Raw genomic sequence first — 13,034 nt, forward strand, 5'->3', positions numbered from 1 at the left:
TGATTATTCGGGAAAATCCCTTTTTATTTGCAGTGCGGACGGTTGCGACCGGCCTTCTGATAGCGGAATAATGGTCATGTTATCCGATGATTCCGGTAACGGTTTGGATGATGGAAGCAATATCGGACGGGACCGTTGACGGATTGTCATGACCAACAGACAGACCGCGGATGGAAGCGATGTCGGAAAGATGCGGTAACAGTAGCATCAAAGGTTATGACACCGGATGATACCGTTAACGGATGCGGATTCGGATGGTTGGAAAGAAACGTCTGCGGATTCACGGATTAGTGGATGACACCGGTATTTATTCAATAACAATTAAAAAGAAAGACTTATGAGTAAAGAAACTTTGTTCGTTGCGATCAGCAACCAGAAAGGAGGGGTCGGGAAATCGGCCCTGTCCGTAGTGCTTGCCAGTTACTTCCATTTCGAGAAGGGACTGAACGTGGCTATCGTTGACTGTGACTCTCCCCAACACAGTCTCGTACGTATGAGGGAGCGTGACAAAAAGGCTGTTTCCAACAGTGCCTATTACCGGCAACTGATCAAACAGCAGTGGAACCAAGTGCAGAAAAAGGCCTATCCCATTGTAGGCTTCACCGCTGAAAAGGCAAGGGAGGCGGCTGATGCGATTGCGGCAAGCGGGGATTACGACCTTATTTTCGTGGATCTTCCCGGAACAGTCGAGTCCACCGGGGTATTCCGTACGATTGTCAATATGGATTACGTGCTTACTCCCACCGTTCCGGACCTGATTGTGATGCAGAGTACGCTGTCCTTTGCCACGACCGTGCTTGACCACATCAAGAAGATGGAAAATACTCCGTTGCTCAAGGACATCTTCTTTTTCTGGAACAAGTTGAAAAAACGTACCAATGTGGAGATTCTCAGGTCATATTCGGAAGTCATGAGGGAGCTGCATCTGACAGTCCTTGACAGCACGCTTCCTGACCTGTGCCGTTATGAAAAGGAGATTACCCATGCCAAGCGTGCCTTTTTCCGTTGCACGCTGATGCCACCTCCGGCCAGGCAACTGGAAGGCAGCGGACTGGTGGAACTTGCGGAAGAGCTTATTGTCAAACTTAAACTCGGACAGTCATGAAAAAGAAAATCGTAGAGGTGGACGAAGATGTCCTGAAGGATATCATCGTCGGCGACATACCTGTTTTCGGCAAGGACAGCCCCGCCCCGAAAGAAAAGTCCGTGGAACATCAGGAAGCGAAAAGCCCTGCCGCAACCGTACCGGCAGATACTCCAGCGGAAAAGCCCGCCGCGGAGAAGCCCAAAAGGAAAAAGGATGAATCCTTCGGATACCGGGAAAGGTTTCTGGTCAATATACCCGCTTCAAACCGCTCCCATGTGTATATCAACCGTGAAGTGGCCGAGTGCATCAAACGGGTACTGCCTGTCATCGCTCCGGAGATGAGCATATCCGGCTTTATCAGCAATATCCTTGTGGACCATCTGCAGAAACACTGGGACGAAATCAACGAATTGTATAACAAAGAGTATTATAAACCGTTAAAACCATTTTGATTATGACACAGATTATTTTTCAGGCCATTGTTGCCTGTTGCTGCATTTACACTGTTTACAGATTGTCTTTGTTTATTTTCCGTAGGCTGTTCAAGGGCAGGAAAAGCGGAAAGGATGTCCATGACGTTTCTGTTGAAACGGCAGACATCAAAAGACATGACAATGGGGATGATGATGCTTCCAAAATAACGTTTGAGATACTGAAAGACATATCTGCTTCCAGGTCTCCGGAAAGCGGTTTCTATAAATCCATCTATCTGGTAAACTATCCTGTTGGAAATCGGATACAAGTCTATATCAACAAGGAAAATCACTCCCATATCAAGCGTTTTCTTGCAGTTACTGCTCCTGAGGTGCCCATTTCCGGTTTTGTAAACAGGATTATAGATGAACATTTGAAGAAGTACGAGCATGAGATGTCAAAGCTGTACACGGAATGTATCACCAAACCTTTATAATTATGACTGCGATATTTTATTTTACCGTAAAGGCAGTATGTGCTGTCTATATATTGTGCCATTTGTGGACATTTATTTTCCACAGACGTATGTACGGAATATGGGACCGCATTTTAAGGCTGATGCGGATTGCCCGTGTCAGAGTGTGGAGATACCGCAGACAACGCAAGGAAGAGGCGGAACGTCGTGCCCGCAGAAAGGCAAGGCGCAGAAAGCCGGAAACGGATAAGTCCAAAGGAAAAACCGAAATGACTGTTCCGTCCTCTTCTTCGGATGATGATGATGTGATAGGCAAGACAAAGGTCATCTATCTGGAAGACCCGAAAGTTGCAAGGATGACTCCAACCCGTTCCGAGCCGATGGAGAAAATTCCATTGGAGGAAGACGAGGATATCGGTTCTGATGATGTGGAGCAGGAAAACAAAGGATTGACAGAAGAAGAGCGTGAGAAACTGATGGCTCCCGTAGATACCGAACCCGACCCGGATTTCAACACGGCATTGACAATCGAGGAAATAAACAACGTAGCGGAAGTACTTACTTCCGGGATTGTTGACGAACAGAAAGCCCTGCGTGCCGCAAGAACCATCCATTACAAACTGAGCGAAACGGAGATACTGGCTTTCCTGACCGACAAGCTGAGCAATCTGGAGAAGGTGAACGGTTTGCTTGACAAGTATCTGGGAAACCGGAGGGGTGTATCAGGAAGAAAAGGCAGTAAGGAAGATGAGCCTTTCGATATAGATAAGTATGCGTGATTAAGCAGATCAAACGTGCCAGCCTGAAACGATCGAACCCTTGAAGGAGATACAGGTTGAATTTGAAAGAGTGATACGCACATGAAAACTTTGGTTTCATACCCCTGCTTCCCCTTTTCGTATTTAGGGAGAAGTGGGGGTATTTCATGAATAGGGATATGAAGCCTTTATCCGGTTTACACAGGCAGGAAGTGTTTTTTATAAGTGAAGTAAAAAGCACTGTAGAAATTGTTGTTAAATGAATTGTATTGTCATGGGATCAAAACAGTTTAGATAAAACAATAAGAGTTAATTGTCTTAAACTTAACAGAAAAGGAATAGTCTGATAATTAGTCAGGTTGTTTCTTTTTCTTATTTTTGAGTATCATTATTATGACTGGTTATGAAGACGCTTTTATTTATATTGCTTTCGTGGATTGTAGTGAACGGACTTTCTGCCCAGAACAACCATTTTGCTGATATATCCGTTTTGTCGGCAAGCAAGATGCAGGAAGAAAGGATGAAAGAAAAATGTCTGGACAGTATTTGGCGTGCAGAGAACATTTGGAATTTGGGCGTTTTGGACATGTCGGGAAAACCATTTAAAGACTTGTCCGTAATCGAATCTCCAAGATGGGCAATATGGGGTTATGACCTGGAGAAATATTTCACCTCCCGGATGGTTTATCCCAAACATATGTTGACAAAGAACCAGGCCGGATATTCCATCGTCATGTTCTCTCTTGATACTTTAGGCTTGCCTCATAATGTCAGTATTCTGACAACCAGGCATAAAGACTTTGACAAGGAAGTAATCAGATTGGTTAAGGAGCTTCCACACTGTCTGCCATGCAGGGACAAGAACGGCAAACGCATGGAATGTCTATACACGGTATATGTTCCATTCCTGCCACAACATTATAGAGACAGAGTAAAGGCAGACAGTATTGCAGAAGAAAATGCAAAACAGAGCTTTGTAGAATGGGAAGCCGTGTCTTATTTCCAAGATGGAAAACCGGGGGCCGCACAAGATTACATCACTCAACGTCTGGTGTATGACCCTTCATTGTTGGGCGACAAACAGCAAATAAGAGGACTTTATACGATACGAATCAATTCGTATGGAGAAGTATATGAGGCTGATGTTGTGCGAAGTTGTGGAATACAGGAATGGGATAATCAAGTATTGGAAATAATCAAAGACATGCCTCGCTGGACGCCCACTATCAATTATTATGGCAAAGGGGAATATCGCAATTCTGTATGGACAACACCCATATTCTTTAAGAAGGGGGAAAAGACAGACTGATTGGTCAGGTGAAAAGCATCTTGAAACAGGTTGTGCCGCCAGCTAAGGTGAATATTGTTTTCTGTTCGTCACATACTCTGCAGAGTTTTGAAGAATATCCCCCTTATATATATCAATATAAAATTACATTGATTTTATCAATACAAGGGTGTAAATAATAGAAGCTATGCCGATAGATAAAGCTACTAATGACCATTTTAGAAAACTTTTATCTTTGTATTTATAGCCATATATTATACCAAGGATAGAGCATACACTTATGCCTATAGGTATTGAAAAAAAACCTATTGTTATAATAAGTATTAGCATAATAACAGCCATACAACTAATAATTTTTGTTCTTGAAATGTTATTCATATGCTTGTTACTTTAAAAGTTATAATCAGTATTTATTTTTATTTTCCCTATAGCTTTCTGTTCATTGAGTCCCCGGTAGAGTCTTCTGTGTTCTTTTTATACGCCTGAAGAACTTTGATTTCGTTATACAAATTATAACAAAAGTTTTTATAGTGGGAAATAGATCTTACTTACTTATCAGACATGAATTAAGAGAAGTCTTTTCGTAAGTACACCATGTCGGTAAGCTGTTTTCCGTCTTCATAAATAGGTTTATCATAATTGTCTAAGAAGAAGTTTTTCAGTCGATGTGAGATGCGAAAGCCGCAATGTTCGTAGAAAGAGAGAGCTGAAGGTGTATCTCCCGTACCGACATACATGACGGAACATTTCCCCTGATAATATTCGAAAAGATAATCAATGAGCCGTTTCCCGTATCCTTTGCGTTGGGAAGAGGGATAAACGGCTATATTTTTTATTTCGTAGATACTCCCTCCTTCACATGTAACAACAGAGACTGCCTTAAGATCATTATCATAAAGAGCAAACATTTCACCACGTTCCAGGTATTTGTCTATCATGCTCTCTTGCTCATCTGCCAACAACAGCAAATCCAAGAATTGTTTCTTATTAGAAGTAATAAGTTTTATATCCACATCACTATGATTTAGAATTATGTATTATTACCTCATTTCTCTTGTTCTGTTAAAATCTCTATCAGTTTATATCTGACATTGCTATCATCCGCAGGAGGATTTGCTAAGGTCGTTTTTTCAACCTTAAGAGTGTATTCAGTCCCTTTCTTATAAACAAATCCGTCTATACCACTGAAAGGAAGTTTTGAATAGCTTGCATTTCCTTCTTCTTTAACAAGCATACACTCTATAGGAGTCTCACTTCCCCAAGGTGTATAAGTATCTGTTTCTGCAGAAACATACATTGTTACAATTTCTACTTTGTCTGTCAGATCATCTTTATCACAACTGGTAAAGGTGAATGTCAAAAGGAACAGTATCAGCATTCCAAATAGATTCTTTGTCTTCATATTGCTTTTATAGAAGTTTGTTTATTAAAAAAAACATTGATATAAAATCCAGCATAATAAAAATAAAAACAAGGTACTTGTTAAAATCACAAGTTTAGCCTTGAATATACTGGCTTTATCCAATTCCTCTTTTTCTAAAGTTTTTTTATGTATTTCCTCTAACTTTTCAATTGACATCTTCGGTAAATCAACATTTTTTCCTTTTCCCATAAGATATTTATGGTGTTCTTTAATTCTCTCCCTATTTAATTTGCGAAGTTCTCGGTTTTCTTTGTCCCTCCGCATCATATCATTTATACAACCTAAAGTACCCATAAGCTTTTTATTAATGATTATGTCTTGATAGACGCATTTGGTTTTAAATAGGAATTGGAATAAAAAAGCGACAAAGTTATTTCTTGCCGCTTTTCTTGTCAGATTAACTAATCAATTCTTGTAAGTTCTAATGTTGACTGATATTGAGGTTTTATATCAACCAGATTGTATTTGAGTATCATTTTGTCATTAGATATTTCTATCAAACTCCATGGTTGGCTTTTAAGTATAATAGAGTTCTTGAAGTAAATGTACTTCCCTTTTATCTCATACGTGAAACCTTCCACCATAGTATATTCCGGATTTTCTGGATCTACGCAATTTATTACTCCTGTTTCTTTAGTCTCAAAATTTATACCAACTTCTCCATTATAGGTTGGATCAGTTATATTACCTTTCCAGACCGTTTGATTTAATGATTCCGGTGTAAATTCAAACTGTGGTGTTTGGTCATCATCTTTACAGCTATAAAAGCTAAATACACAAAGGAACAGCATCAGTATTCCATATAAGTTTATTGTCTTCATACAACTATTGTTTTTTTAATACATAAAGGTACTATAAAATATTTATAGAAAACAATATATCTTATTCAATTGCAGGCTACAAATCAAAATCTCAACATATGTTGAGATTCACTTGTCAAAACTTGCCATTTTTCTTATTCTACTCATGTGGGTGGGGGTTATTCTCAAGTAAGAAGAAATCTCCTTTAGGGGAACGAGTTGAAGTAAATCCGGGCTTCTTCTAATAAGTTGTCTGTACCGTTCTTCAGGGGTCAGTCTATAAAAGTCGGTATATCTTGAATAGGTTTGAAAGCACATTTGTTCTGCTGCGATACGTGCTATATATTGATTTTCTATGCTTCTTTCAAATTCTTTTTTTAGTTTATCAGAGTGGCAAATATATATTCTACAGGTTGTCAAAGCCTGTATGGAAATCTCAGACTTGATATTATAAAGACATGTGGGATAATCAGCCATAAATTCGCCAGCAAAAGAAAAACCTGTATTATATTCTTTTTTTTCTGTCACGTTGTAGCAAGTGTATTTTATAATACCTGATTCTATATATCCCCAATAAGGAAATATCTCTCCTTCTTTAGAGATATATTCCCCTTTTTTATAGGTATATGCGCTTCCATATTTTAGGCATAAGCTCTTAAAAAATTCAGTGGGTATGTTGGACATATATGTGTTAAATGTATCCATTTTCATATAAAAATCATTTTACGAAAGCATTATATTTTCTTATGTATGGTTTATTTCGTATTTACACATATTCCTTGAAAGTTTCTAACAAAAATTCATATTAGCACTTCAAGAAATCAAAATACGTCCCTAAATTATCGGATTTCTTTTTAACGACCAAGTGTTTTATGACCTTATTCATGATTGGTTCATAGAGTTTTCTTTAGTCCGCATTTTCCTGTATCAGCCCTTGTCCCGGCTATAGGGAAATGCGTCCCTTTTTATCTCCTTTTACATACCGTTTGTCCTTTATGAAATCCGTCGTATGTACGGATTATGATTCTCTGCTATTCCGGCTGTCGCATGTCGAGAAGTAGCGAAGGCACGAGCTACCTTCGCCGGAAGAATCAAAAGCCGTTTTTCCACTGTTTTTCCGTTGCTGGAATCCCCCTGCCGATGTAACGTAATGACACCCGATGTCACGCATCGTCAGTGTTGTAAATCAATGAATTACGTATTATATATTCGTGGTCGAAATCATTTTTTGTCTCACCAATTAAAAGTTTCGACACATGAAAAAAAGATTCTTTTTTGCAGCCATGATGCTGCTTGCAACGACAGGGGCTTTCGCCCAGGGTAACGGTATCGGCGGTATCACTGAAGCCACCAACATGGTCACTTCCTATTTCGATCCGGGAACCAAACTGATTTATGCCATCGGAGCCGTGGTCGGCCTTATCGGAGGTGTGAAGGTCTATTCCAAGTTTTCCTCGGGAGATCCCGACACCTCCAAGACGGCAGCCAGCTGGTTCGGTGCCTGCATCTTTTTAATCGTAGCCGCCACAATCTTACGCTCATTCTTCCTCTGATTATGGCGGAGTATCCTATCAACAAGGGAATCGGCCGCAGCCCTGAGTTCAAGGGGCTGAAAAGCCAGTACCTGTTCATCTTCGCCGGCGGACTGCTCGCCCTGTTCGTCCTGTTTGTCATCATGTACATGGCAGGCATCGACCAGTGGGTATGTATCGGCTTCGGTGTCATCTGCGCCTCGGTGCTTGTCTGGGTGACTTTCCGCCTGAACGCGAAATACGGTGAATGGGGACTGATGAAATTGCAGGCGCTGCGCCGCCATCCCCGCTACATCATCAGCCGGAAGGGTTTCCTCCGGTTGATTTGTCCAACCCCGAAAAAACGTAATGTATGAGAAATGTAATGAAAGCCGCCACGCTGGAAAGCCGATTTCCGCTGATGGCCGTCGAGCACGGGTGCATCATCAGCAAGGATGCCGACATTACCGTGGCCTACAGGGTGGAACTGCCGGAAGTGTTCACGCTGACACGCGCCGAATACGAGGCCCTCCATTCCACATGGGCGAAGGCAGTCAGGGTTCTGCCTAACTACAGCATCGTCCACAAGCAGGACATCTTCATTGAGGAGAGCTACAGACCTGACATCTGCCGTGATGACCTGAGTTTCCTCAGCCGCAGTTTTGAAAGGCATTTCAACGAACGGCCGTACCTGAACCATACCTGCTATCTGTTCCTGACAAAGACCACGAAGGAACACAGCCGCACGACAAGCAGTTTCAACGCTCTTACGCGCGGGTTCATCATCCCCAAGGAGATGCAGGACAAGGATACCGTCGCACGCTTCCTGGAATGCTGCGGGCAGTTCGAGCGTATCGTGAACGACAGCGGTCTGCTCCGCATGGTCAGGCTGACGGACGAAGAGATTACCGGTACGGAAACCTCCGCAGGCATTATCGAAAAGTATTTTTCGCTTTCGCAGGAAGATACGACCAGCCTGCAGGACATCACTCTCGGAGCCGGGGAAATGAAGGTCGGTGACAATATGCTCTGCCTGCATACCCTTTCTGAAACTGAGGATTTGCCGTCATCCGTGGGTACGGACAGCCGTTATGAACGGCTGTCCACGGATCGCAGTGACTGCCGCCTATCCTTTGCCGCACCGATAGGGATACTGCTCACGTGCAACCATATCGTGAACCAATATCTCTTCATAGACGATTCGGCGGAGAACCTGCGAAAGTTCGAGCAGACCGCCCGCAACATGCACTCGCTGTCCCGTTACAGCCGTTCCAACCAGATCAACCGTGAATGGATTGAGGAGTACCTGAACGAGGCGCACAGCAAGGGACTCACTTCCATCCGTGCGCACTGCAATGTCTTTGCATGGAGCGACGACCGGGAGAAGCTGAAGCGTATCAAGAATGATGTGGGCAGCCAGATTGCCCTGATGGAAGCCAAGCCCCGTCATAATACCGTCGATGTACCTACACTCTTCTGGGCGGCCATTCCCGGCAATGCCGGTGATTTTCCGTCTGAGGAAAGTTTCTACACCTTCATCGAGCAGGCCCTGTGCCTGTTCATCGGGGAAACGTCCTACAAGGATTCGCTTTCTCCGTTCGGCATCCGCATGGTGGACCGTCTGACCGGAAAGCCTGTCCATCTGGACATTTCCGACCTGCCGATGAAGAACGGTACGATTACCAACCGTAATAATACCCTATATTTTTACCATTTTTATATTGTTTGAGTTTGTATATAAATAACTGATATTTAGAGATTATTAGGAAAATGATTTGGCTTTTGATTTGCTGTTTTTTCCGATAATCTCTATTTTTGTATGCAAATCGTATGTACAAAATAGACGTATAACAATAAACAAGGCAGCCTATGTTCAAGTATTCAAAAGATGGAATATCCGTACTATCGGTACTGGATGCACGTAGGGCGAAGAAAAGCGGTCTGTTCCCTGTCAAGATACAAGTGATACACAACCGCAAGCAGAAATATTATTCCACCGGAAAGGAATTGTCCAAAGAGGACTGGGAAATCCTTGCCGAAAGCAAGAGCCGCAGACTGATTGAGATACGGGCAAGCGTGGAAAACAGTTTCTCCATCATAAAAAGCCAAGTGGAAGCCCTTGCGGAACGTGGGGACTTCTGTTTCGATGCGCTCAGCATGAGGTTGGGCAGGTGTACGGGTACAACCCTTAACACAGCCATACAGGGGAAAATAGACGCATTCAAACTCAACGGGCAGGTAAATTCATATTATAACTACCGCAGCACGTTGAAAAGCATAGAACGGTTCGCAGGCGGCAGCGTGCCGTTCTCTGCGGTTTCTGCGGACTGGCTGTCACGCCTTGACAAGTTCCTGCGGAACGAGGGCAAGACCGTCACCACCATAAATTTCTATATGAAAGCCCTTAAATGCGTGGTGAATGACGCAAGACGCAACGGGATTTTAAAAGAAGCCCAATACCCGTTCGGCAGGGGGAAGTACGAGATTCCGAGCGGCAACAGCCGAAAGTTAGCCTTGACGATGGAACAGATAAAAAAAGTCGTGACATACAAGGGCAGCAAGACCGTTGAGAAGTACCGGGATTTTTGGTTTTTCTCCTACCTGTGCAACGGTATCAATTTCAGGGATATGCTTTTCTTGCGGTATGGGAACATCGTGGACGGTGAAATCTGCTTTGTACGCTCCAAGACATCGCACACGTCCAACCATATACGGGAAATAAGGGCGGTACTCACTCCCGAAATGCGGGATATTATAAAACGGTGGGGAAACCCTGACGATGGGAAACCCGATACTTTCCTGTTCAAGTACGCCAGAGAAACGGAGGACGAATTTGTCATTTCCAATATTGTCAGACGGGTAACGCACCGTTGCAACATCGCTTTGGCTAAAATAGCCCAAGCTGTCGGTGTCCCCCGTTTCACGACCTATTCCGCCCGGCATTCCTATGCGACTGTCTTAAAACGCAGCGGAACGAACATCGCTTACATATCCGAGAGTTTGGGGCATTCAAGCCTTGCCATCACGGAGAACTACCTCGCCAGTTTCGAGCAGGAGGAGCGGATAAGGAATGCGCAGTTATTAACCAAATTCGATTGAGCCATGCCGAACAAGAAAACCAAGACGGTGAAGATTAGACACCTTGAATGTTTCAGTGCCATTTACGAGGAACTGGCGCAGAATCCCGAATACGCAGGCTACGAAATAGAAGAAGCCGTACTGCAAGTGAAATCATATATTCCCCCTACTGTTAAAGACGTGGACAAGGCGATAGAGAAAATAAGGTTCAGCCATGCCACCCGTAAATACAAGTACCCCGTATTCGAGGGCAGGGAACTGATAGACCAAAAGACATTGGCGAAAATGGCGGGCGTGAGCAGGCAGACCGTAGCCCGGTGGGAGGAACTCGGTTTCATATCCCGTTCGGACATAGGGCTGTCGGGAAACAAATATTTCGTAATAAAAGAAGTCGTTTCCCAACTTGAAAGGTTAAAGGATGTGAAATAGCGGCATTCGCATAATCACTTAACATACATAGGACAAACGGTGTGTTGGAAGGACAAAATCACCAATACATCGTTTGTCCCTTTTTTTATCCCGCTCCAATCTTGCCGGATGTCCTGCATTGTCCCAAGTTGTCCGGTCTGTGTCAAGTGATTAGTAATTGAATAATCGGTTTCTTTTATTCTTCCTTTGCGGCATCAACCGGTTGCAACGGCTATGACGGTAGCCAAGTAATAACTAAAAAAGGAAGAAAATATGACGAACATTATTCTGACAACGCCCGAAGAACTCCGGGCTATCGTGAGCGAAACCGTTTCCCAGTCATTGGCAGGATTCACCCAGCCGAGGAACGAACCCGACAACCTCACGCCCGATGTGGCGGTAGAGGTGCTGGAACGACACGGTTTTCTGATTTCAAAGGCACGGCTCTACAAGCTGACCGCAAAAAAGGAAGTGCCGTTCCGCAAATACGGGAACAAATTACTTTTCTCACGGAAAGAGCTTCTCACGTGGGCGGAAAACCTTGCAAAAAGGGTGAACGACAAGGACGAGGCGGCACTCGCCATCGCCAAGAGCGCAAACCGGAAAATCCGTAACTATGGAAAATAAGAGGAAAGAAGAAGCCGGGCAGGGTGTTACCATGCAGAAAGAGGATTTCGCAGCCCTTTGGAAAACCATTCATTTAAAGGTGACGGACACTTACGAAGTGCCGCCCGAAATACTCTGGGTGAACGGCTCTACCATTGGCACGCTGGGTAATTTCAGCGCATCCACAGGCAAAGCCAAGAGCAAAAAGACATTCAATATTTCCGCCATTGTTGCGGCAGCGTTGAAGAATGACGAGGTACTGAAGTATTCGGCATACCTGCCACCGAACAAACGGAAAATCCTCTATGTAGATACCGAGCAGAGCAAATACCATTGCCATAAGGTCATGGAGCGTATTTTGCGACTTGCCGGACTGCCTACCGACAAGGACAGGGACGATTTTGTTTTCATCGTGCTAAGAGAGCAGACCCCCGACAAGCGGAAACAGATTATCGGCTATATGCTTGAAAATATGCCCGATGTGGGGTTGCTCATCATTGACGGAATCCGTGACTTGATGTACGACATCAACAGCCCCAGCGAATCAACCGACCTAATCAACCTTTTGATGCGCTGGTCAAGTGGGTATAACCTGCATATCCACACCGTGCTGCATTTGAACAAGGGGGATGACAACACAAGGGGGCATATCGGTACGGAACTGAACAACAAGGCTGAAACCGTCCTGCAAATCACGAAAAGCCAGCAGGACGGCAACATAAGCGAGGTAAAGGCGATGCACATACGTGACCGGGAATTTGACCCGTTCGCATTCCGTATCAATGACAACGCTTTACCCGAAATCGTGGATGATTATGTATTCCAACAACCTAAGCAGGACAGGAACTTTTCGCTTACGGAACTGACTGAACAGCAACACCGGGAAGCGTTGGAGAACGGTTTCGGCAAGCAGGTGGTACAAGGCTATTCCAATGTCATAGCGGCATTGAAACAGGGTTATGCGAGTATCGGTTACGAGCGTGGACGCAATGTTCTTGTGTCGCTTAACAAGTTTCTTGTGAACAAGCGCATGATTGTGAAAGAGGGCAAGGGCTACCGCTATAATCCCGATTTCCATTATTAAAAGTCAGTTTGGTTTAGTCCGGGTGTATATACAAGAGGAACGGACTTACTATTTCCCAGTATCGGAACAGGCAGGTTTAGTATGGTACGGGTGTATATATAA

The 13,034-nt window shown here is 43.8% G+C and carries 17 protein-coding genes and 1 pseudogene; 12 read left to right on the forward strand and 6 right to left on the reverse strand.

Annotation, left to right across the window (positions count from 1 at the left end; translation table 11 throughout):
• Window positions 1-79: 79 nt before the first annotated feature.
• Window positions 80-211, reverse strand: coding sequence for a hypothetical protein (locus NEE14_RS06260; protein WP_262922355.1), 132 nt, complete (start codon window positions 209-211; stop codon window positions 80-82).
• Window positions 212-337: 126 nt separating this feature from the next.
• Between NEE14_RS06260 and NEE14_RS06265 the strand changes: the two genes are divergently transcribed.
• The 5 genes from NEE14_RS06265 (at window position 338) to NEE14_RS06285 (ending at window position 4,043) form a co-directional block, all read left to right on the forward strand.
• Complete coding sequence (locus NEE14_RS06265; RefSeq protein ID WP_251967087.1) at window positions 338-1,105, forward strand: ParA family protein; 768 nt, start codon at window positions 338-340, stop codon at window positions 1,103-1,105.
• A complete protein-coding gene (locus NEE14_RS06270) occupies window positions 1,102-1,539 on the forward strand; it encodes a DUF3408 domain-containing protein (RefSeq protein ID WP_151940027.1) in 438 nt (145 codons plus the stop codon). Before NEE14_RS06265 ends, NEE14_RS06270 begins: the two co-directional genes overlap by 4 nt.
• 2 nt (window positions 1,540-1,541) lie before the next feature.
• Complete coding sequence (locus tag NEE14_RS06275; protein WP_251967086.1) at window positions 1,542-1,997, forward strand: DUF3408 domain-containing protein; 456 nt, start codon at window positions 1,542-1,544, stop codon at window positions 1,995-1,997.
• A gap of 2 nt (window positions 1,998-1,999) precedes the next feature.
• Window positions 2,000-2,755 (forward strand): DUF4122 family protein, encoded by a 756-nt coding sequence (locus NEE14_RS06280; RefSeq protein WP_251967085.1) that lies wholly within the window; start codon window positions 2,000-2,002, stop codon window positions 2,753-2,755.
• 382 nt (window positions 2,756-3,137) lie between these two features.
• Window positions 3,138-4,043: an energy transducer TonB gene (locus NEE14_RS06285; protein WP_251967084.1), complete on the forward strand. Its 906-nt coding sequence runs from the start codon at window positions 3,138-3,140 to the stop codon at window positions 4,041-4,043.
• Window positions 4,044-4,588: 545 nt separating this feature from the next.
• On the opposite strand, the gene NEE14_RS06290 is transcribed toward NEE14_RS06285, so the two are convergent.
• The 5 genes from NEE14_RS06290 to NEE14_RS06310 all read right to left on the reverse strand — a co-directional run bounded on the left by NEE14_RS06290 (window position 4,589) and on the right by NEE14_RS06310 (window position 6,956).
• Entirely contained in the window at window positions 4,589-5,035 is a 447-nt protein-coding gene (locus NEE14_RS06290) for a GNAT family N-acetyltransferase (protein WP_251967083.1), read from the reverse strand.
• Between the two features lie 32 nt (window positions 5,036-5,067).
• The gene (locus NEE14_RS06295) at window positions 5,068-5,424 is read right to left on the reverse strand and encodes a DUF4377 domain-containing protein (RefSeq protein ID WP_251967082.1); all 357 of its coding nucleotides are present in this window, start codon (window positions 5,422-5,424) and stop codon (window positions 5,068-5,070) included.
• A gap of 24 nt (window positions 5,425-5,448) precedes the next feature.
• Window positions 5,449-5,739, reverse strand: a complete 291-nt coding sequence (locus tag NEE14_RS06300) for a hypothetical protein (protein WP_251967081.1) — start codon at window positions 5,737-5,739, stop codon at window positions 5,449-5,451.
• A gap of 107 nt (window positions 5,740-5,846) precedes the next feature.
• Window positions 5,847-6,266 carry a hypothetical protein gene (locus tag NEE14_RS06305; protein WP_072531853.1) on the reverse strand — a complete coding sequence of 140 codons (420 nt, stop codon included), beginning with the start codon at window positions 6,264-6,266 and terminating at the stop codon, window positions 5,847-5,849.
• 108 nt (window positions 6,267-6,374) lie between these two features.
• Complete coding sequence (locus tag NEE14_RS06310) at window positions 6,375-6,956, reverse strand: Crp/Fnr family transcriptional regulator (protein ID WP_239496967.1); 582 nt, start codon at window positions 6,954-6,956, stop codon at window positions 6,375-6,377.
• A gap of 545 nt (window positions 6,957-7,501) precedes the next feature.
• Here NEE14_RS06310 and NEE14_RS06315 point away from each other — a divergent pair.
• The 7 genes and pseudogenes from NEE14_RS06315 (at window position 7,502) to NEE14_RS06345 (ending at window position 12,932) form a co-directional block, all read left to right on the forward strand.
• Entirely contained in the window at window positions 7,502-7,798 is a 297-nt protein-coding gene (locus tag NEE14_RS06315) for a DUF4134 domain-containing protein (RefSeq protein WP_005801791.1), read from the forward strand.
• A 2-nt stretch (window positions 7,799-7,800) separates the two neighbouring features.
• Window positions 7,801-8,133 carry a DUF4133 domain-containing protein gene (locus tag NEE14_RS06320; protein ID WP_005801790.1) on the forward strand — a complete coding sequence of 111 codons (333 nt, stop codon included), beginning with the start codon at window positions 7,801-7,803 and terminating at the stop codon, window positions 8,131-8,133.
• Window positions 8,130-9,449: pseudogene (locus tag NEE14_RS06325) on the forward strand (TraG family conjugative transposon ATPase); the annotation flags it as partial. The gene NEE14_RS06320 and the pseudogene NEE14_RS06325, both read left to right, overlap by 4 nt.
• Before the next feature lie 176 nt (window positions 9,450-9,625).
• Window positions 9,626-10,855, forward strand: a complete 1,230-nt coding sequence (locus tag NEE14_RS06330; protein WP_007656426.1) for a site-specific integrase — start codon at window positions 9,626-9,628, stop codon at window positions 10,853-10,855.
• Window positions 10,856-10,882: 27 nt separating this feature from the next.
• The gene (locus NEE14_RS06335; protein WP_259320644.1) at window positions 10,883-11,263 is read left to right on the forward strand and encodes a MerR family transcriptional regulator; all 381 of its coding nucleotides are present in this window, start codon (window positions 10,883-10,885) and stop codon (window positions 11,261-11,263) included.
• A 252-nt stretch (window positions 11,264-11,515) separates the two neighbouring features.
• The gene (locus tag NEE14_RS06340; RefSeq protein WP_005856071.1) at window positions 11,516-11,869 is read left to right on the forward strand and encodes a helix-turn-helix domain-containing protein; all 354 of its coding nucleotides are present in this window, start codon (window positions 11,516-11,518) and stop codon (window positions 11,867-11,869) included.
• On the forward strand, window positions 11,859-12,932 hold the full coding sequence (locus NEE14_RS06345; protein ID WP_007656440.1) for an AAA family ATPase: 1,074 nt from the start codon (window positions 11,859-11,861) through the stop codon (window positions 12,930-12,932). Before NEE14_RS06340 ends, NEE14_RS06345 begins: the two co-directional genes overlap by 11 nt.
• Window positions 12,933-13,034 lie beyond the last annotated feature (102 nt).

The sequence above is a fragment of the Parabacteroides sp. AD58 genome (genome assembly GCF_023744375.2).
In the GTDB taxonomy this organism is placed as follows: Bacteria; Bacteroidota; Bacteroidia; order Bacteroidales; family Tannerellaceae; genus Parabacteroides; species Parabacteroides absconsus.